The organism is Bradyrhizobium sp. USDA 4341 (assembly GCF_054063755.1).
Window position 1 is genome coordinate 5,565,722 of the sequence record NZ_JBSSGO010000002.1, and the last position, 20,065, is coordinate 5,585,786.

Here is a 20,065-nt window from a genome sequence, read left to right on the forward strand (position 1 = left end):
CTGCTGCGGAGGGGCAATGCCACCCGCGTGGCCGACCCAATCGTGCCGGCCGGGCGGATGCCGCCCGGAGGGATCACGACCTCGTTAGCGAGGGCGCGGCAGTCAAGCGGAAAATCGGCCGGAATGACGATCGCGGACGCCGTTTTTAGGAGTTCTAAAACCACTCACGGGCAAATGCTTGACCCTGTGACTACCTGCTGAAACACAGGCCGCATGACAGGCGATCCAAATTCCTCCCAGGATAACTTACAGGACATCCGGCTCGGACATGCGGATCGCGGTTTTGTCGGAAAAATCATCAGGCTCGATGCGCTCGTGACGGGTTCATCGCTCTCTCCGCAGGAGCTCGAGCAGCGCCTGGTGGAGATGGGATTTGTCGAGGGCGCGCGCGTGGAAATCCTGCATGAAGGCACGATCCGGCGGGATCCGATCGCGGTGCGCGTCGACAACATCACGATCGCGCTGCGCCGGAGCGAAGCCATGGCCGTGATCGTCGAATGACAACTGCATCCCTGCGCCTGGCGCTGGTCGGCGCGCCGAACACCGGCAAGACGTCGCTGTTCAACCGGTTGACCGGCAGCAGCCAGAAGGTCGCCAATTATCCCGGCGTCACGGTCGAACGCAAATCCGGCGGCTTCGTCACGCCGGAGGGCCGCAGCGTGACGGTGCTCGACCTGCCCGGCACCTATTCGCTGCGCGGCCGCAGCCCGGATGAGGAAATCACCCGCGACATCGTGCTCGGCCGCTTCGACGGCGAGGCGGTGCCCGATCTCGTGCTCTGCGTTGCCGATGCCACCAATCTGCGGCTGACCTTGCGGCTGGTGCTCGAGCTGAAGCGCGTCGGCCGGCCGATGATGCTGGTGCTCAACATGATCGATATCGCGAGGCGCCGCGGCGTCACGATCGATCTCGATCGCATGTCGCAGGAGCTCGGCCTGCCGATCGTGACCTCGGTCGCGGTCCGCAAGGGCGGTGTCGACGAACTCTTGAAGCGGACCGACGAATTCCTGGCGCGGTCTCAACAGGCGACGGCCAGCGAGTGGGCGACGCCCACGATCGCCGATCTCAAGGCGGCGCAGCGCGAGGCGGACCGCATCATCGCGGCAGCCGTAACGCTGCCGACCAAGCCCGACACGCTGACCAACCGGATCGATTCGGTCGTGCTGCATCCGGTCTGGGGTCTCGTGATCCTGGCCGTGATCCTGTTCGTGATGTTCCAGGCGGTGTTCACCTGGGCGCAGCCGGCGATGGAATTGCTGTCGGACGGCTTCTCCGCGCTCGGGCAGCTGATCCACGACCTGCTGCCGGAAAGCTGGAGCCTGTTGCAGAGCTTCCTGCAGAACGGGCTGATCTCCGGCGTCGGCAGCGTCATCGTGTTCCTGCCGCAGATCATCATCATCTTCCTGTTCATCCTGCTGCTGGAAGATTTCGGCTACATGGCGCGCGCCGCGTTCCTGATGGACCGCATCATGGGCGGCGCCGGGCTGCATGGCCGCGCCTTCATTCCGCTGCTGTCGAGTTTTGCCTGCGCCATCCCCGGCATCATGGCGACGCGGGTGATCGACAATCGCCGCGACCGCCTGACCACGATCTTGATCGCGCCGCTGATGACGTGCTCGGCGCGGATTCCGGTCTATACGCTGATCATCTCGGCCTTTGTTCCGTCGACCACGCTGTGGGGCTTCGTCAATCTGCAGGGGCTCGTGATGTTCGGCCTCTATGCCGCCGGCATCACCAGCGCGCTGACGGTCTCGGCGATCGCAAAGTTCTTTCTCTGGCGCGACCACGCCCCGGCGCCGTTCATGCTGGAATTGCCCGACTACAAGGTGCCGCGGCTGCGCAGCATCGCGATCGGCGTGCTCAATCGCGCGAAGATGTTCCTGTATCGCGCCGGCACCACGATCCTCTCGATGATGGTGCTGATCTGGTTCCTGGCCTCGTTCCCGACCGCGCCCGCCGGTGCCGAGGGGCCGGCGATCAACTACAGCTTCGCGGCGATGATCGGCCACGCGCTCGAGCCGCTGCTGCGACCGATCGGCTTCAACTGGCAGATTGCGGTGGCGCTGATCCCGGGCATGGCGGCGCGCGAGGTCGCGGTCGCGGCGCTCGGCACCGTCTATTCGATCGAGGGCGGCAAGGAGGCGGCCGAGCAGATCGGTCAGGTGCTGGCACAGAAATGGACGCTGGCGACCGCACTGTCGATGCTGGTCTGGTACATCTTCGCCCCGCAATGCGCCTCGACGCTCGCGGTGATCCGCCGTGAGACCGGCGGCGCGAAGTGGATGGTGGTGACGTTCCTGTACATGCTTGCGCTGGCCTATGTCGCGAGCTTCCTGACCTTCAATTTGGCGCAGGCGCTGGGGCTGCATTAGCGGGGCGTCGCGTTCTGTCGCGGCGGCAATGGGTGCAACCGGGCGGGCAACGAAGTAGAGTTCGTTCGGGGCGCCTCTCGCGCATCCACGGGTTCCCTGCGAGACCACGCAATGTCGACGTTCGGCCTGGAGCGGGTATTTTCGCCTCGAAGCGTCGCCATCGTCGGCGGCAGCCCGCGGCCGTCGTCGCTCGGCGCGGCGGTGCTCCGAAACCTCAAGGCGAGCGGCTTCGCCGGCAGACTCGGCGTCGTCAACCGGCACTATGCGGATGTTGATGGCGAGGCGACCGTTGCCGACCTGAAGTCGCTTCCGTTTGTTCCGGACCTCATCGTCATCAGCGCGCCGGCGGCCGCGATTCCGGAGATCGTGGCGGAGGCGGGGCTCGCCGGCGTTGCCGGCGCCGCGATCCTGTCGGCCGGTCTCGGTCATGGCGCAGGTTCGCTCGCGGAGATCGTGGAGCAGACGGCGCGGCGGCACGGCATGCGCCTGGTCGGGCCGAACTGCCTCGGCGTCATGGTGCCGCGCGCGAAGCTCAACGCGAGCTTCGCCTCGCATCAACCGTCCGATGGCCATGTCGCGCTGATCTCGCAATCCGGCGCGGTCGCGTCGGCGATGATCGAGTGGGCGGCGGAGCGGCGGCTCGGCTTCTCCGGCATCGCGTCGATCGGCGACCAGCTCGATGTCGACGTCGCCGACCTCTTGGATTATTTCGCGCTCGACGATCATACCAGCGCGATCCTGATCTACCTCGAAGCGGTCAAGGACGCGCGCAAGTTCATGTCGGCGGCGCGCGCCGCGGCCCGCATGAAGCCGGTCGTGGTCGTCAAATCGGGGCGGATGGCGGAGGGGGCCAAGGCCGCCGCGACGCACACCGGCGCGCTGGCCGGCTCCGATGCGGTCTATGACGCCGCCTTCCGCCGCGCCGGCATGCTGCGCGTCTACGATCTTCGCCAATTGTTCGATTGCGCCGAGCTGCTCGGCCGCGGCTTCGTGCCGCGCGGCAACCGGCTTGCGATCCTGACCAATGGCGGCGGGCTCGGCATCCTCGCCACCGATCGGCTGGCCGAGCTCGGCGGCGTTCCAGCGACGCTGACGCCGCAGACCATCGCGCGGCTCGACGAGTTGCTGCCGCAGGGCTGGTCCTCGGCCAATCCCGTCGACATCGCAGGCGATGCCGATGCCGCCCGCTATGTGGTGGCGCTCAACGCGTTGCTCGATGACGCCAACAACGACGCGGTGCTGGTCGCGAACGTGGAAACCGCGGTGGCGCCGGCCGAGGGCATTGCCGAGGCGGTGGCGCAATGCGTGCGTGACCGCAGGACCAAACGAAGCGCGGTCGCGGCACTGGTGCTTGCGGCGTGGGTCGGCGCCGACGAGCGCACCGGCGCGATCTTCGAGGCGGCCCGCATCCCGCATTTCCCGACCGAGGACGATGCGGTGCGTGCCTTCATGTATCTGGTGCGTTATCGCGAGGCCTCCACGGCGCTCGCCGCGACCCCGCCGGGCGTCGCATCGGTGTTCACGCCGGAGACCGCCGCGGCGCGGCATGTGGTCGTGAAGGCGCTGTCGGAAGGGCGCGCCTGGCTCGATCCAGCCGAGATCGTCGCCCTGTTCGAGGCCTATCGCATTCCGATCGTGACGACGGTCGTCGCTGACAGTGCCGAGGACGCCGCCGCGAAGGCGGCGCCGTTCCTCGCCGGGGGGCATGCGATCGTGGTCAGGGTGTTCTCGCGCGACATCAGGCACGCGTCCGAAGTCGGCGGCGTGATCCTCGACCTGCGCACCAGGGACAGCGTCGTCGAAGCCGCAAGGACGGTGCTGGAACGCGCCCGAAGCGCGCGGCCGGATGCGACGCTGCAAGGCGTCACGATACAGCCGATGATCGTGCGGCGTGCGGCGCGCGAACTGATCCTCGGCATCGCCGACGATCCGACCTTCGGCCCGGTGATGGTATTCGGCCGCGGCGGCCCTGCGGTCGAAGTGATCAACGACAAGGCGGTGGCGCTGCCGCCGCTCGACACGAATCTCGCCCATGAGTTGGTCGGGCGGACGCGCGTCTCGCGGCTGCTCGGCGGCTATGGCGATGTGCCGGCCGTCCCGGCCGAACTGGTGCCGCTCACCCTGGTCAAGCTGGCGCAGATGGCGGCCGACATTCCCGAGGTCGCCGAGCTCGATATCAATCCGATGCTGGCGGACGAGACCGGCGTGCTCGCACTCGATGCGCGGGTGGCGATCCGCAAGCCGGCGCGGCTGTTCGCCGGTCAAACCAGACTGGCGGTCAGGCCCTATCCGTCGCAATGGGAGGGCGAGCTGGCGCTACGCGACGGCTCGCGCGTCACGGTGCGCCCGATGCGGCCGGAGGACGAGCCGATGGTCGCCGAGTTCTTCAAGCGCGTCACCGCCGAAGACCTCAGGCTGCGCTTCTTCCACGCGATGAAGGAATTCTCGCACGCCTTCATCGCGCGCCTCACCCAGCTCGACTATGCGCGCGCGATGGCCTTTGTGGCGCTCGATCTAGACACCGGCGAAATGATGGGAGCGGTCCGGCTGCATTCGGACTCGCTGTACCAGAACGCCGAATATGCGATCCTGCTGCAGTCCGATCTCAAGGGCAAAGGGCTTGGCTGGGCGCTGATGCAGCTCCTGATCCACTATGCGCGGTCGGAGGGATTGAAGCGGCTGTCCGGCCAGGTGCTGACCGAGAACACCACGATGATCGGGATGTGCCGCGATCTCGGCTTCACCGTGACGATGGATCCGGAGGATCACAGCATCGTCGATGTCGTGCTCGACCTCGATCGACCTGCCGTCGATGCGGTCGGCGCCGATATCCTGATCCGGCCCGCGGCGGCTGGCCGCTGATCACAGCGCCAGCCGCGGCTGCGTCGGATCAGATCTGGCGTTCGACCATCTTGAACTTGAGCTCGGCGATCGCTTCCGAGGGGTTGAGGCCCTTCGGACACGCCTTGGCGCAGTTCATGATGGTGTGGCAGCGATAGAGGCGGAACGGATCCTCGAGATTGTCGAGCCGCTCGCCGGTCGCTTCATCGCGGGAATCGGTGACCCAGCGCGTCGCCTGCAGCAGCGCGGCGGGACCGAGGAAGCGCTCGCTGTTCCACCAGTAGCTCGGGCACGAGGTCGAGCAGCAGGCGCACAGGATGCACTCGTAGAGACCGTCGAGCTTCTCGCGGTCCTCGTGGCTCTGCCTCCACTCCTTCTGCGGCGTCGGCGTCGTGGTCTTCAGCCACGGCTCGATCGAGGCATACTGGGCGTAGAAATTGGTGAGGTCGGGCACGAGGTCCTTCACCACCGGCTGATGCGGCAGCGGGTTGACCTTCACCGCGCCGCCCGCGCCGACGTCGTGCATCGACTTGGTGCAGGCCAGCGTGTTCTGGCCGTCGATGTTCATCGCGCAGGAGCCGCAGACGCCTTCGCGGCAGGAGCGGCGGAAGGTCAGCGTCGGATCGATGTGGTTCTTGATCCAGATCAGGCCGTCCAGCACCATCGGACCGCAATCATGGGTGTCGACATAATAGGTGTCGACGCTCGGATTCTTGCCGTCGTCCGGGTTCCAGCGATACACCCGGAACTCGCGCGTTTCGGTGGCGCCGGCCGGCTTGGGCCAGGTCTTGCCGCCGGAAATCTTCGAATTCTTCGGAAGTGCGAATTCAACCATGCTTGCTCGCCTTCGTTCTCAGTAGACCCGCGCCTTCGGCGGGATGTACTGCACATCATTGGTCATCGTGTAGTCGTGGACCGGACGATAATCGATCGCGGTCTTGCCGGCTGGATCGATCCAGGTCAGCGTGTGCTTCATCCAGTTCTTGTCGTCGCGCGCAGAGAAGTCTTCGCGTGCATGCGCGCCGCGGCTTTCGGTGCGGTTGGCCGCCGAATCCATTGTCACGACCGCCTGCACGATCAGATTGTCGAATTCCAGCGTCTCGATCAGGTCGGAATTCCATACCAGCGAGCGGTCGGACACCGAGATGTCGCCGACGCCGCCATGGACCTTGTGGATCAGGTTCTGGCCTTCCTGCAGCACGTCGCCGGTGCGGAACACCGCGCAATTGTTCTGCATCACATGCTGCATGCTGTCGCGCAGCTTCGCGGTCGGCGTCCCGCCGGAGGCGTAGCGGAAGTGATCGAGCCGGCCGAGTGCGCGGTCGGCCGAATCCTTCGGCAGCTCCGGCTGCTTGGCGTTCGCCGTCAGCTTGTCGGCAAGGCGCAGCGCGGCGGCGCGGCCGAACACCACGAGATCGATCAGCGAGTTGGAGCCGAGGCGGTTGGCGCCATGCACCGAGACGCAGGCGGCTTCGCCGATCGCCATCAGGCCCGGCACCACCGAATTGTCGTCGCCGTTGCGCTTGGTCAGCACCTCGGCGTGATAGTTGGTGGCGATGCCGCCCATGTTGTAGTGCACGGTCGGCACGATCGGGATCGGCTCGCGGGTGACGTCGACATTGGCGAAAATCTTCGCCGATTCGGAGATGCCCGGCAGCCGCTCATGCAGCACCTTCGGATCGAGGTGATCGAGGTGCAGGAAGATGTGATCCTTCTTCTTGCCGACGCCGCGGCCTTCGCGGATTTCGATCGTCATCGCGCGCGAGACGACGTCGCGCGAGGCGAGGTCCTTGGCGGACGGCGCGTAACGCTCCATGAAGCGCTCGCCTTCGGAGTTGACGAGATAGCCGCCTTCGCCGCGGGCGCCTTCGGTGACGAGACAGCCCGAGCCGTAGATGCCGGTCGGATGGAACTGGACAAACTCCATGTCCTGCAGCGGCAGCCCGGCGCGCAGCACCATGCCGCCGCCGTCGCCGGTGCAGGTGTGTGCCGACGTGCAGGACGCATAGGCGCGGCCATAGCCGCCGGTCGCCAGGATCGTGGTCTGGGCGCGGAAGCGATGCAGCGTGCCGTCGTCGAGCTTGAGCGCAATCACGCCGCGGCAGACGCCCTGGTCGTCCATGATCAGGTCGATGGCGAAGAATTCGATGAAGAACTCGGCTGCGTGGCGCAGCGACTGGCCATACATCGTGTGCAGCATGGCGTGACCGGTGCGGTCGGCCGCGGCGCAGGTGCGCTGTGCCTGGCCCTTGCCGTAGTCCAGGGTCATGCCGCCGAACGGGCGCTGATAGATCTTGCCGTCCTCGGTGCGCGAGAACGGCACGCCCCAATGCTCCAGCTCGTAGACCGCGTCGGGCGCGTTGCGCACCATGTATTCGATCGCGTCCTGGTCGCCGAGCCAGTCCGACCCCTTCACGGTGTCGTACATGTGCCAGCGCCAGTCATCGGGATGCATGTTGCCGAGCGAGGCCGAGATGCCGCCCTGCGCCGCAACGGTGTGCGAGCGGGTCGGGAACACCTTGGTGATGCAGGCGGTGCGCAGGCCCGCTTCCGAGCAGCCGACCACGGCGCGCAGGCCCGCGCCACCGGCGCCAACCACGACGACGTCGTAGGTGTGGTCCTGGATCGGGTAGGCCTTGCCATTGGTAGCCGGGCCACTGCCGTTGGTGGCCTTGCCGTTTCCTTCACCGGCCATGGGTTATACTCCCGACGACAATTTGAGGATTGCGTAGATCGAGGCCAATGCGACCGCGACGCAGAAGAAGTTGTTCGCCATCACGCTGGCGATCTTCAGCTTCTCGTTATGGATGTAGTCCTCGATCACGACCTGCATGCCGATCTTCATGTGCCAGGTGCTGGCGACGATGAAGAGCAACAGGATGATGGCGATCGGGATCGAGCCGAGGATCTGTGCCGCGCCGGCATGATTGCGGCCGATCAGCATGATCACCACGACGATCACGGGAACGATCAGGAGCGTCATCGCAACCGCGGTGAGGCGCTGGCGCCAGAAATCGCCCGTGCCGGTATGGGCGGAGCCGAGGCCGCGGACGCGCTCCAGCGGCGTGCGCATCGAAGAGGGGCCGCTCATCGTCCACCTCCAACCGCGTAGGCAATGATCCAGACCAGCACGGTCAGCACGATGCCGGCGACCAGCGCCCCCCAGGTCAGGGCTTCGCGCTCATTGGCCTTGAAGCCGTAGCCGAGGTCCCAGACGAAATGCCGGATGCCGCTGCACAGATGGTGCATCAGCGCCCATGTGTAGCCGAACACGATCAGCTTGCCGATCGCGCTGCCGGTGAAGGCCTGGACATTGGCGTAGGCGGTCGGGCCGGAGGCGGCTGCGATCAGCCACCAGGCGAGCAGCAGGGTGCCGAAATAGAGCGCCACACCTGTGGCGCGGTGGACAATGGACAGCGCCATCGTCAGCGTCCACCGGTAGGTCTGCAAATGGGGTGAAAGCGGTCGTTCGATCCTGGCGGTCATCGGCGGGCTTTATGTTGTGAGGGACCGCGGCCGGCCCATCGGGGAACGCGGTAGAGGAGTTCTATTTACGGAGTCGGATCAGCCCGCGCAACGGCCAAATAGCCTTCGGTCGAACCGAAGTTCATTGTTAGAGTTGCCGAATTCTGATTGATCCGCAGTGTGGTATACCAGATGCAAGACCAAGTGAACTAAAAAATGAATCTGAAATCCTGAAGATCGATCGGCGAATTCAACGGCGCGCGGACGGGGTCCGGAAGGCGTCGATTTTGCCCCATTGTTCCACCAGATAATCGACGAATGCCCTGATCTTAGGCGATGCGAGGCGGGACGGCTGAAGCATCAGATGCAGCGGTGTCGGGGCGGGCTCACGATCGATCAGCAGGCGTTGCAGGCGGCCACTGGCGAGATCGGACTGCACTTGCCACGAGGGCACACGGACGATCCCGGCGCCCTCCCTCGCGGCGTTGACCAGGGCCTCGAGGCTATTCATCCAGAGCCGACCGGATATGCGGAATTTGCGACCCGTCTTCATGCCGTCGGCAAAGCGCCATTCCGCGCTCCCTGGCGAATCGGAAAACACCAGGCAGTCGTGCGATGAAAGATCGTCCGGCGTCCGCGGTTCGCCGCGCCGCGCGAGATACTCTGGTGATGCGCACACGATCATCTGCAGATCGGTGAGCTTGCGCGCGACGATCTGCGAATCGCGCAAGCGGCCGATGCGGACCGCGAGATGGATATCCTCCTCGACCATATCGATGGCGCGGTCGATCAACAGCAGGTCGACGGCAACAGCCGGATAGCGGCGCAGAAACTCGACCAGCAATGGTGCGATCACGAGTCGCCCGATCAGGCTCGGCGAACTCAGCCGAATCCGGCCTGACGGTTGATGCGGGTCGCGCGCCAGCGCCGCCTCGATCTCCCTGACTTCGCCGAGAACCGATTTCGCGCGCTCGTAGAGGATGCGCCCGTCATCGGTCAGCGCGAGCTGGCGGGTGGTGCGCAGCAGCAGGCGGGTGCCGAAATGCTCCTCGAGCGCGCTGATCTGGCGGCTGACCGAGGTCAGCGAGCTCGGCAGCGAGCGCGCCGCCGCCGACAGGCTGCCGGTCTCGACCGCGCGGACAAAGGCCGCCATCGCCGCAAGCTGGTTCAAGCTCGATCCTTCCGTATTTCGCAAGAGAGCCTGCTCAAGAGCATAGATACTCCCGAATCTCAAAAGGGGCTATTGCTGTCCGCGAACAGTCTCAAGTCGGCGCTAATGCCCGCGTGCGGGCGCCAACCACTGCGCGAAGGACATGATGGCCGGCCTCGATCCCAAGGAATTGCTCGAACTCGCACTGCTGCTGATTGCGGTCGGCGCGTTGTCCGGCTTTCTCGCCGGCCTGTTCGGCATCGGTGGCGGCGCAATCCTGGTGCCGGTGTTCTACGAATGCTTTCGCCTCGCCGGCGTCCCGCTCGAGGTGCGGATGCCGCTCTGTATCGGCACCTCGCTCGCGATCATCATCCCGACCTCGCTGAGCTCGTTTCGCGCCCATTATCGCCGCGGCGCGGTCGACATGGAGATCCTGAAACGCTGGTGGCTGCCGATCGTGATCGGCGCCGCCGCCGGCAGCGTCACCGCGCGGTTCGCGCCGGAGCGGCTGTTCAAGATCGTATTCGTTGTGGTGGCGTGGTCGGCGGCGGCACGGCTGCTATTGGCGCGCGAGACCTGGAAGTTCGGCGACGATGTGCCGAAGGGTATTCTGATGCGCGTCTATGGTTTCTTCGTCGGCTTGCTGTCGACGCTGATGGGCATCGGCGGCGGCCTGTTCGCCAATCTGCTGATGACCTTCTACGGCCGGCCGATCCATCAGGCGGTCGCGACGTCGTCCGCGCTCGCGGTGCTGATCTCGATCCCCGGCGCGCTGGGTTACGTTTATGCCGGCTGGCCCGCCGCTGCGCGCTTTCCGGATGTCACCGCGCTGCAACTGCCGTTCGCGCTCGGTTACGTCTCGCTGATCGGCGCGCTGCTGGTGATGCCGACCACGCTGGTCACCGCGCCGCTCGGCGTCAAGGTCGCGCACGCGCTGTCGAAGCGCGCGCTGGAGGTGGCGTTCGGGGCCTATCTCTTCATCGTCGGCGGGCGGTTCGTGATCAGCCTGCTGGGTGGTGCCTCCCCTTGAAAAGGGGAGGTCGCTTTGCTCGCCAGAGCAAAGCGGGTGGGGATCTCTTCTCTCCGCTCGCAGAGGAGCCCGCGGCTTGACCCCCCATCCCGACCTTCCCCCTTTCAAGGGGAAGGGGAAGACAGCGCGTAGCCCGGATAGAGCGAAGCGCAATCAGGGGTTCTCGCAACTGATTTGAGTGGTCCCGGATTTCGCTGCGCTCCATCCGGGCTACGAAACTACGCGCTAGTCCTGCAGCCGTACCTGGCTTTGGGTCGGAGAGCGGAGGTGACCCTCAGCTTCGATTCGACCGGTATCCCATAGATATCGCAGACGTGCTGCCATCATGCGATAGGTGAACGGCAATCCCAGCTCTTCCGAACGTACGATGCCTTTGCCTAGGACCAGCGCGACCTTTTGCCAGTACGGCTCCAGCAGCGACATGAGGAAATCGTCGAGCGCTGCTGTGGTCGCGCCACGCGGCAATTTTACGTCGCTCCATGCCACGTCGGTGGTGGGGGCCGGGACAGGCAATTCCTCAAGAAGCGCGGACGGAAGCAAGTCAGGAAATTTTTCGTAAAGCGGCACCATCACTTGCCATTGCAACTCAACCAGAAGCTCGAAGAGCGGGCCGTCGAATTCGAGCTGCTCCTCTTTTCCGAGTTCTGCAATGGCCGTTCGGGCTTTCATCATCGCCTCGTTGGCGATGATGAGCTGGTCACTCAACCGAATAGCCTCTTTGCGGTTCATCGGTTATCGCGACATCGTCGCGCCCCCTTACCCCTTTGCGTAGATATCCTTGTACGTATCCCGCAAAATATTCTTCTGCACCTTGCCCATCGCATTGCGCGGCAATTCGTCGACGACGAAGACGCGCTTGGGCATCTTGAATTTGGCGAGCCGCCGGTCGAGCGCCTTCAGCACCGAGGCCTCGCTGATATCGGCGCCCTTGCTGCAGACCAGAACGGCGGTGACGCCTTCGCCGAAATCAGCATGCGGCACGCCGATCACGGCTGATTCGATCACGCCGGGCATGGCGTCGATCTCGCTCTCGATTTCCTTCGGGTAGACGTTGAAGCCGCCGGAGATCACGAGATCCTTGCCGCGGCCGAGGATGTGGACATAGCCCTTGCCGTCGATCTTGCCGAGGTCGCCGGTGATGAAGAAGCCGTCGCTGCGGAATTCGGCCTTGGTCTTCTCCGGCATGCGCCAGTAGCCCTGGAACACGTTCGGTCCCTTGACCTCGATCATGCCGATGGTCTCGCGCGCAAGCTCTTTGCCTGTCTCGGGATCGGTGACCCGCACCGAGACGCCGGGCAGCGCGAAGCCGACCGCGCCGGGCACGCGGTCGCCGTCATAGGGGTTGCTGGTGTTCATATTGGTCTCGGTCATGCCGTAGCGTTCGAGCACGGCGTGGCCGGTGCGCGCCGACCATTCGCGATGGGTGTCGGCGAGCAGCGGCGCGGAGCCCGAGATGAACAGCCGCATGTGTTTGGTGGCGTCCTTGTTCAGGCCGGGATTCTGCAACAGGCGGGTGTAGAAGGTCGGCACGCCCATCATCACGGTGGCGCGGGCCATCAGCTTCAGGATCGCGTCCGGATCGAACTTCGGCAGGAAGATCATCGAGGCGCGCGAGAACAGCGTCACGTTGCTCGCCACGAACAGGCCGTGGGTGTGATAGATCGGCAGCGCGTGGATCAGCACGTCCTTGTCGGTGAAGCGCCAGTAGTCGACCAGCGAGTAGGAATTCGACGCCAGATTGTCGTGCGATAGCATCGCGCCCTTGGAACGGCCGGTGGTGCCCGACGTGTAGAGGATCGCGGCGAGGTCGTCATTGCCGCGCGGCACGGTGGCGAATTCCCTCGGCGCCTTGTCGGCGGCCTCGGTCAGCGAGCCTTTGCCGGTCGGGTCGAGCGTCTCGACTTTGGCACCCACCTTGGCGGCGATCGCCTTGATGCCCTCCAGCTTGGAAGGATCGCAGACCACCAGCGACGGCTCGGCATCAGTGATGAAGTATTCGAGCTCGTTCAGCGTATAGGCGGTGTTGAGCGGCAAATAGACGCCGCCGGCGCGCACGGTGGCGAGATAGAGCACCAGGGCCGAAACCGATTTCTCGGTCTGCGCCGCGACGCGGTCGCCCGGCTTGACGCCGCGTTCCACCAGCACGTTCGCCATCTGGCCTGCGCGCGCGATCAGGTCGCCATAGGAGATGCGGCTGCCGTCGAGCTGCTCGATCGCCAGCCGATTGGGGTCGTCGAGGCCGTCGAACAGGCGGGAAAACAGGTTGGCGTTGGTGGTCGTGTTCATGCAACATCCCCTGAGGGGCGAAAGCGCCGGTAAAGGCTAGTGCCGCCGATTTGAAGTTCCTAGCCAGGCGCCCCGAGTCCTATTAGGAACTTCAAATCGATAAGCGGCACTAGATTAATTTAGTTTTCTAGTGCCCCGTGAGCTTCCGAAGTTCGTGTCAGTGTCTGCCGCGGCGGATCACGAACTTCGGAAGCGGGGCACTAGCGCTGGATTAGCAAAAACGCCCTTCGGAAAGCAACGGAGACAGTTTGCATGACAAATCATGGGAAACGCGTGGCCTGGGTCACCGGCGGCGGCACCGGAATCGGCGAATCCGGGGCGGAATTCCTGGCTGCGGACGGCTGGACGGTGGTGGTCTCCGGCCGCCGCAAGGAAGAGCTCGACCGCGTGGTGGCCAACGTCACGAAGAAGGGCGGCAAGGCCGAGGCGATCCCGCTTGACGTCAGCAACAAGGCCGACGTCAACAAGGCTGCCGAGGCGATCGTCGGCAAACACGGCCGCATCGACCTCCTGGTCAACAGTGCCGGCATCAATGTGCCGAAGCGCAGCTGGGCCGACATGGAGCTGGAAGGCTGGGACAAGCTGGTCGAGGTCAACCTCAACGGCGTGCTCTACTGCATGCGCGCGGTGCTGCCGACGATGCGCAAGCAGCAGGACGGCTGCATCATCAATGTCGCCTCCTGGGCCGGCCGCCACGTTTCGAAGATGCCGGGCCCGGCCTACACCACCACCAAGCACGCGGTGCTGGCGCTGACCCATTCCTTCAACATGGACGAATGCGTCAACGGCCTGCGCGCCTGCTGCCTGTCGCCAGGCGAGGTGGCAACCCCGATCCTGAAGCAGCGGCCGGTGGTGCCGAGCGAAGCCGAGCAGGCCAGGATGCTGCAGCCGGAAGATTGCGGCCGCACCATCGCCTTCGTCGCCAGCATGCCGGCGCGGGTCTGCATGAACGAGATCCTGATCAGCCCGACGCACAACCGCGGCTTCATTCAGACGCCGACGAACCGGGATTAGGCACAACTTCCTCAACGGGTCGTCCCTGCGAAAGCAGGGACCCATAACCACCGGTGTGGGCTATTGGCATGCGCCTTCGCAAACCGACCATTCGTGGTTATGGGTCCCGGCTCGCGCTTCGCTTGGCCGGGACGACTGCGTAAACGGTTAACTCACCCGCGATCTAGTTCACTCGCTGATCTCGTTCAGCTCCTTGCCGGAATGCTCCGGCACCAACAGGTACACGCCGATCGCCATCGCGATCATCAGCACGGGGATGCAGAGGAACGACAGCGCGAACGAGCCGGTGTGCTGCTGGAGCGCGATCGAGACGAAGGGGAACAGCACGAAGCCGACGAAATAGGCGATCGCCCAGACCACGCCGTTGGCGGCGCCGCGGATGCGGGTCGGGAAGATTTCGGCCGTCAGCGTCGTGCTCGGGCCCCAGAAGCCGAGGAAACCGAGACACCAGGCCAGCCCGAACGCCCATAGCAGGACGCGGTCCTCGGAATAGACCCAGAGCGTCATGAAGATCGCGCCCTCGATCAGGGTCACGATGAAGGTGCGCCGGCGGCCGATCTTGTCGATCAACCAACCGACCAGGCACAGGCCAAGGAAGCCGCACAGGCCATAGAACACGTAGAACAGGCTGTATTCCGCGGTCGACCAATGTTTCTCGGTCGAGAGGTAAAGCGGCATCCAGGCGCCGACCGTGCCGTAGATGCAGGTGCTGGCGCAGGCCACGAACAGCGCCACCAATGTCGACGGCAGCACGTCGGGCATGAACACCTGGCGGATGCCGACCGACTTGGCCTTGCCGAACCAGGCGCTGTCATCGCCGCTGACGGTGCCGCCGCGCGCCAGCGTCTCCGAAATGCGTCGCTTGCGATCCTGCGAACGCACCCAATAGGGCGATTCCGGACAGGTGGAGCGGATATAGATCGCGAGCAGCGCGATCACGCCGGGCACCATGACGGCGATGCGCCAGCCGTAATTGGCGGCAACCAGCCCGGTGATCGCTCCGGCGAGCGTGGCGCCGAGGCACCACGCCGAACGCGTGATGCTGATGACGCGCCCGCGCAGCCGCGCCGGCCAGGTCTCCGCCACCAGCATCGAGCCGAGCGACCATTCGCCGTTGAGCGCGAAGAACAAGAGCGAGCGCGCGATCACGAAGACCGTGAAGGTCGGCGACAGCGCCGCGACCGGCATCAGGAGCGAGAACAGCGCGATGTTGACCGCGAGCAATGTGCGGCGGCCGTAGCGGTCGGCGAGCCACGGCCAGAAGTAGAGGCCGGCGATGCCGACGAATAGCGCGATCTGCATGCCGGAGCGATATTCCGGCAGGCTCAGCTGGAATTCCTTGATCACCATCGGCGAGATCAGCGCGAAGATGACGCCGTCCATGCCGTCAAAGCCCCAGCCGAGCGCGTTGGCGGTGGCGATATGCCAATGGGTTTTCGTCAGCTCAGTGCTGCCGGCGACGGCGCGGTAGTTGGCGTATTGCAGGTGCTTCTGTTCGAGCGGACCGACGTCGCTGCCGGCATCGCTCACCGCAGGCGTGGCGTGGCCATCAGCCGTGATGCTGCTCATGATTGCTTCTCCCCACGATCGCCTGCCCGCGAAGCTGCGCCGCAATCTCAGGCTGAACCAATCAGGCAAGGGCGGCAAGCAAATTGCTCGCGGCAGCGCACCCGTCCATTCCGCTGAATGGAATGGTCGGCGGGATGCGCAAAGCACCGCGTATACGAAGCGCGCTCCAGACGGTTTCAGGAATCACAAAGAGTTATTTCCGGAAACCGCCCCCAAAACCTCCCGTAGCTCAGGCCAACGACGACGCACACCAATCAACACGCGCCGTTGTTGCCCCTTCATCGCCGGCGGAGACCGAGCCGGCCGGATTACCCATCGGGAGACGAACCATGTCGAAGCGTATTGCCTATCTCGCCGCCGCCGCCTTCAGCGCGCTCGCGATCACTGCCACTGTCGTGGCGCCGGTCCGTGCCGAGGAAAAGACCGTGATGGTCGGCGGCGCCGCGATGTTCCCGTCCAAGAACATCATCCAGAACGCCGTCAATTCGAAGGACCACACCACCCTCGTCGCCGCGGTGAAGGCCGCCGGGCTGGTCGACACGCTGGAAGGCAAGGGCCCGTTCACGGTGTTCGCGCCGACCAACGCCGCGTTCGGCAAGCTGCCGGCCGGAACCGTCGACAATCTGGTCAAGCCCGAGAACAAGGCGACGCTGACCAAGATCCTCACCTACCATGTGGTGCCCGGCAAGCTCGAGGCCTCCGACCTCACAGACGGCAAGACGCTGAAGACCGCCGAGGGCGAGGAACTGACCGTCAAGAAGCAGGACGGTAAGGTCTGGATCGTCGATGCCAAGGGCGGCACCTCGATGGTGACGATCTCCAACGTCAACCAGTCGAACGGCGTCATCCATGTGGTCGACACCGTGTTGATGCCGGCGACCTAACACCCGGCGGGCCGATTTAGTCCCTGAAAGGGTTTGTGAAACAGCGAGCCGGAGCCTCGCCCCGGCTCGCATTTTTGTGACCAGACGAGGTGGCGTATATCGAACTGATGATACGCGACCCCGTAACGGAACGCCGGTTCCCGGCGTATAAGCCGGTAACGACCACGAGCAGAGACATTCCATGACGAGCCTTGCCGTCAGCGACCACCAGACAGAGACCGCGGCGCCCGCGAAGGTGATCCAGCCGGTCTGGGTGCGGATGGTGCACTGGATCAACGCATTCGCGATGATCCTGATGATCATGTCCGGCTGGCAGATATACAATGCCTCGCCGCTGTTCGGCTTCACCTTCTCGCGGAGCATCACGCTCGGCGGCTGGCTTGGCGGCGCGCTGCTCTGGCACTTCGCCGCGATGTGGCTGTTGATGGTCAACGGCCTGATCTATCTGGCGCTCGGGTTCGCCACCGGCCGCTTCCGCAAGAAGCTGTTGCCGATCACCCCCGGCGGCGTGATTGCCGACACCAAGGCGGCGCTGACCTTCAAGCTGTCGCATGACGATCTCAGCAAGTACAATTCGGTGCAGAAACTGCTCTATACCGGCATCATCACCGTCGGTGTCGTGATCGTGCTGTCCGGCCTGTCGATGTGGAAGCCGGTGCAATTGCATTGGCTGGTATCGCTGTTCGGCGGCTACGACATCGCCCGCTACGTTCATTTCACCTGCATGGCGCTGATCGTGGCCTTCCTGGTGATCCATGTCGCGCTCGCGCTGCTGGTGCCGAAGAGCCTGCGCGCCATGATCATCGGACGCTAGGGCATGATCCCGAAAAGTGGAAGCCGGTTTTCGGAATCGATCATGCCTAAAAATGAGATTTGAGGGAGAGTGTCATGGGTCGTCTCCGCAAGCTCCTGATCCCCGGTGTCGACAAGAAGCTGCTCGTCCGCGATGCGGCGAAGACGATGCCGGAGCTGACGCGCCGCCGCTTCATCACCGCCGGGACCAGCCTCGGTGCGCTGACGCTGCTGACCGGCTGCGACGTGGTCGATTCGTCGTCGGCGGAGGAATTGCTGAAGAAGGTCTCGAAGTTCAACGACGCGGTGCAGGCCTGGATGTTCAATCCGGATGCGCTGGCGCCGACCTTCCCCGAGAGCATGATCACCAAGCCGTTCCCGTTCAATGCCTATTATGACCTCGACGATGCGCCGGAGATCGCAGGCGCAGACTGGAAGCTCGAGGTGCGCGGGCTGGTCGAGAACAAGAAGTCGTGGACGCTCGACGAATTGTACAAGCTGCCGCAGGTCAAGCAGGTGACTCGCCACATCTGCGTCGAAGGCTGGAGCGCGATCGGCAGCTGGACCGGCACGCCCTTGCGCGATTTCCTCAAGCTGGTCGGCGCCGACACGCGCGCCAAATATGTCTGGTTCCAGTGCGCCGACAAGGACGGCTACAATTCACCTTTGGACATGCGCACGGCGCTGCATCCGCAGACCCAGATGACCTTCAAATTCGGCGACGAGATCCTGCCGCGCGCCTACGGCTTCCCGATGAAGATCCGGGTGCCGACCAAGCTCGGCTTCAAGAACCCGAAATACGTGCTCTCGATGGAAGTCACGAACGACTACAAGGGCGGCTACTGGGAAGACCAGGGCTACAATTCGTTCAGCGGGAGTTAGCTCCGCTACCGTAGGGTGGGCAAAGCGAAGCGTGCCCACCAACGCTATATCCGCGGTGAAGATCATGGTGGGCACGGCGCTGCGCGCCTTTGCCCACCCTACGGTAGCACGACGCTGGACATGATCGCTGCAGCAGCCCTATTTTGCGGGTCGCATGAGCTCGAATCCAGCGACCAGAATGAATACCAAGAAGTGGCTGGCAGCCTCGCTGATTTGCGTTCTGGCGGTGTCCGCGCTGTTCGATGGCTTCTTCTATTGGCGCGGCATATACGACAGGCCTGTGAGCGCTGCTCTTGCAGCCCCCCTGTCGGCGATCCTGCTCGTCATGTGGATCGTGGTTGACCAAAGGGATCACCCGCAAGTCGAGCGGTCGTTCGACTACGGCTTTCTCCTGACCATATTCTGGCCGCCGTACCTGCCTTACTATCTGTGGCGAACGAGACGCGGCGCTGGACTATGGATGTTCGCCGGCTTCCTCGGCCTGTTCTCGCTGGGCTTCCTCGTCCAAGTCGCGATATGGATGGTGCTTGCAACGAACAATCAGTTTTTCGCCGCGCAGCGATGAGCGCTATCCGCTGCCACTCGACGTCAGGCTTCCTGCTTGAGTTTCCGTTGAAGCAACGATAGCAGCGCCCCCAACGCGAGCAGCGCGGCCGACACGTTCAGCGCGTAACTCAAGCTCCCCAGCGCATCCGTGATGGCGCCGACGACGATCGGGCCGAGCGTCTGGCCGATGCCGAAGGCGATGGTCATCGCCGCAATCGCGGTCGGCCAGGCTTCCGGCGGGTAGTTGAGGCGCACGAAGGCCGTGGTTGATCCCACCACGGCGAAGAACGCGACGCCGAACACCAGCGCCGAAATCGCAAGCAGCAGCGGCGAGTGCCCGAAGATCGGTAGAGCCGCGCCGAGCGCGTTGACGCCGAGGATGATGGTGGTGGCGAGCCCGCCGCGGTCGAGCGCCAAAACGCGCCGCCAGACCCATGGAGTCACGAACGCGCTGACGCCGATCAGGCTCCAGAACGCGCTCTGTGCAACCGCGCCGCCGCCACCGTCGCGGACATAGGCGATCATGAAGGTCATGTAGGCGATGTAACCGGCGCCGAACAGGAAATAGGCGGCGAGGTAGATCAGGACCGGCATCACAGCGAATTTGGTCCGCACGATGCCGCCGGCGGCAGTATTGGCGTGCAAGGGCGCAAGCAGCAGCGGCACGGTCATGATCACGGAGAGCAAGGTCATCGCCCACCACACGATCCACCATGAGCCCGCGCCGAAGCCCTGGAGCACGAACGGCGCGATCAGGCCGGACGCCAGGATGCCGACGCCCGGTCCGGCATAGAACAGGCTGAGCAGGAAGTTGGCGCGCTCCGGCCGTGATTGTGCGATCGTCGCTGCGAGTGCGCCGCCGCCGACGAAGCCGATCGCGGCGGCGAAGCCGACCAGCAGGCGGGCGAAGCTCAGCACGGCGAAATTGCCGGAGAGGGCGCACAGCGCCAGCGACAGCGCGCAAGCCACCGTCGACCAGCGCACCGATGCGGCGAGCCCGAAGCGCTGGATCAGGCGCGAGGCGACCAGCGCGCCGACCAGGTAGCCTGCCGCATTGATCGTGTTCATGAAGCCGGCGGCCGAATAGGACCAGGCCAGCGAGTCGCGCATGTCGGGCAGCACCAGCGAATAGGCGAAACGGCCGATGCCGAGACCGACCGTTGGTGCGAGCGATAGAATCAGAATCAGCCGCGCGGGATGCGGGTAGGACGGGGAGGGGGCTCTCACAATTTAC

General features: G+C 64.6%; 18 protein-coding genes. 9 read left to right on the forward strand and 9 right to left on the reverse strand.

All coding sequences use genetic code 11. The features are described from left to right. Positions 1 to 213: 213 nt before the first annotated feature. The 3 genes from ACVIGB_RS32485 (at position 214) to ACVIGB_RS32495 (ending at position 5,234) form a co-directional block, all read left to right on the forward strand. Positions 214 to 501 carry a FeoA family protein gene (locus ACVIGB_RS32485; RefSeq protein WP_029081252.1) on the forward strand — a complete coding sequence of 96 codons (288 nt, stop codon included), beginning with the start codon at positions 214 to 216 and terminating at the stop codon, positions 499 to 501. Continuing rightward, entirely contained in the window at positions 498 to 2,372 is a 1,875-nt protein-coding gene (gene feoB / locus ACVIGB_RS32490; RefSeq protein ID WP_456719599.1) for a ferrous iron transporter B, read from the forward strand. The genes ACVIGB_RS32485 and feoB overlap by 4 nt, the downstream gene beginning before the upstream one ends. Before the next feature lie 111 nt (positions 2,373 to 2,483). Further along, positions 2,484 to 5,234 carry a bifunctional acetate--CoA ligase family protein/GNAT family N-acetyltransferase gene (locus ACVIGB_RS32495; protein ID WP_456719598.1) on the forward strand — a complete coding sequence of 917 codons (2,751 nt, stop codon included), beginning with the start codon at positions 2,484 to 2,486 and terminating at the stop codon, positions 5,232 to 5,234. A gap of 28 nt (positions 5,235 to 5,262) precedes the next feature. Here ACVIGB_RS32495 and ACVIGB_RS32500 read toward each other — a convergent pair whose 3' ends face one another. The 5 genes from ACVIGB_RS32500 to ACVIGB_RS32520 all read right to left on the reverse strand — a co-directional run bounded on the left by ACVIGB_RS32500 (position 5,263) and on the right by ACVIGB_RS32520 (position 9,849). Next, entirely contained in the window at positions 5,263 to 6,048 is a 786-nt protein-coding gene (locus tag ACVIGB_RS32500; protein WP_050402509.1) for a succinate dehydrogenase iron-sulfur subunit, read from the reverse strand. An 18-nt stretch (positions 6,049 to 6,066) separates the two neighbouring features. Further along, complete coding sequence (sdhA, locus tag ACVIGB_RS32505) at positions 6,067 to 7,908, reverse strand: succinate dehydrogenase flavoprotein subunit (protein ID WP_092121384.1); 1,842 nt, start codon at positions 7,906 to 7,908, stop codon at positions 6,067 to 6,069. Positions 7,909 to 7,911: 3 nt separating this feature from the next. Continuing rightward, complete coding sequence (gene sdhD / locus ACVIGB_RS32510; protein WP_083992366.1) at positions 7,912 to 8,286, reverse strand: succinate dehydrogenase, hydrophobic membrane anchor protein; 375 nt, start codon at positions 8,284 to 8,286, stop codon at positions 7,912 to 7,914. A gap of 14 nt (positions 8,287 to 8,300) precedes the next feature. Then, positions 8,301 to 8,699 carry a succinate dehydrogenase, cytochrome b556 subunit gene (gene sdhC, locus ACVIGB_RS32515; protein ID WP_092121389.1) on the reverse strand — a complete coding sequence of 133 codons (399 nt, stop codon included), beginning with the start codon at positions 8,697 to 8,699 and terminating at the stop codon, positions 8,301 to 8,303. Between the two features lie 229 nt (positions 8,700 to 8,928). Continuing rightward, positions 8,929 to 9,849 (reverse strand): LysR family transcriptional regulator, encoded by a 921-nt coding sequence (locus ACVIGB_RS32520; RefSeq protein ID WP_456719597.1) that lies wholly within the window; start codon positions 9,847 to 9,849, stop codon positions 8,929 to 8,931. 142 nt (positions 9,850 to 9,991) lie between these two features. On the opposite strand from ACVIGB_RS32520, the gene ACVIGB_RS32525 reads away from it, so the two are divergent. Beyond that, entirely contained in the window at positions 9,992 to 10,858 is an 867-nt protein-coding gene (locus tag ACVIGB_RS32525; RefSeq protein ID WP_456719596.1) for a sulfite exporter TauE/SafE family protein, read from the forward strand. Between the two features lie 225 nt (positions 10,859 to 11,083). On the opposite strand, the gene ACVIGB_RS32530 is transcribed toward ACVIGB_RS32525, so the two are convergent. Then, positions 11,084 to 11,587: a hypothetical protein gene (locus ACVIGB_RS32530; protein WP_456719595.1), complete on the reverse strand. Its 504-nt coding sequence runs from the start codon at positions 11,585 to 11,587 to the stop codon at positions 11,084 to 11,086. A gap of 27 nt (positions 11,588 to 11,614) precedes the next feature. Beyond that, a complete protein-coding gene (locus ACVIGB_RS32535) occupies positions 11,615 to 13,144 on the reverse strand; it encodes a malonate--CoA ligase (RefSeq protein WP_456719594.1) in 1,530 nt (509 codons plus the stop codon). A gap of 252 nt (positions 13,145 to 13,396) precedes the next feature. Here ACVIGB_RS32535 and ACVIGB_RS32540 point away from each other — a divergent pair, with 252 nt between their 5' ends. Further along, complete coding sequence (locus tag ACVIGB_RS32540; RefSeq protein ID WP_456719593.1) at positions 13,397 to 14,158, forward strand: SDR family oxidoreductase; 762 nt, start codon at positions 13,397 to 13,399, stop codon at positions 14,156 to 14,158. A 168-nt stretch (positions 14,159 to 14,326) separates the two neighbouring features. Here ACVIGB_RS32540 and ACVIGB_RS32545 read toward each other — a convergent pair whose 3' ends face one another. Further along, positions 14,327 to 15,727, reverse strand: coding sequence for an MFS transporter (locus tag ACVIGB_RS32545; RefSeq protein WP_456719592.1), 1,401 nt, complete (start codon positions 15,725 to 15,727; stop codon positions 14,327 to 14,329). 329 nt (positions 15,728 to 16,056) lie between these two features. Here ACVIGB_RS32545 and ACVIGB_RS32550 point away from each other — a divergent pair, with 329 nt between their 5' ends. The 4 genes from ACVIGB_RS32550 to ACVIGB_RS32565 all read left to right on the forward strand — a co-directional run bounded on the left by ACVIGB_RS32550 (position 16,057) and on the right by ACVIGB_RS32565 (position 18,850). Beyond that, positions 16,057 to 16,611 carry a fasciclin domain-containing protein gene (locus ACVIGB_RS32550; protein ID WP_456719591.1) on the forward strand — a complete coding sequence of 185 codons (555 nt, stop codon included), beginning with the start codon at positions 16,057 to 16,059 and terminating at the stop codon, positions 16,609 to 16,611. Between the two features lie 181 nt (positions 16,612 to 16,792). Beyond that, positions 16,793 to 17,425, forward strand: coding sequence for a cytochrome b/b6 domain-containing protein (locus ACVIGB_RS32555; protein WP_456719590.1), 633 nt, complete (start codon positions 16,793 to 16,795; stop codon positions 17,423 to 17,425). 74 nt (positions 17,426 to 17,499) lie between these two features. After that, the gene (locus ACVIGB_RS32560) at positions 17,500 to 18,285 is read left to right on the forward strand and encodes a molybdopterin-binding protein (protein ID WP_456719589.1); all 786 of its coding nucleotides are present in this window, start codon (positions 17,500 to 17,502) and stop codon (positions 18,283 to 18,285) included. Positions 18,286 to 18,463: 178 nt separating this feature from the next. Then, on the forward strand, positions 18,464 to 18,850 hold the full coding sequence (locus ACVIGB_RS32565; protein ID WP_456719588.1) for a hypothetical protein: 387 nt from the start codon (positions 18,464 to 18,466) through the stop codon (positions 18,848 to 18,850). A 23-nt stretch (positions 18,851 to 18,873) separates the two neighbouring features. Here the strand turns inward: ACVIGB_RS32565 and ACVIGB_RS32570 are convergent, their stop codons facing one another. Then, positions 18,874 to 20,058, reverse strand: coding sequence for a YbfB/YjiJ family MFS transporter (locus ACVIGB_RS32570; protein ID WP_456719587.1), 1,185 nt, complete (start codon positions 20,056 to 20,058; stop codon positions 18,874 to 18,876). Positions 20,059 to 20,065: the final 7 nt, after the last annotated feature.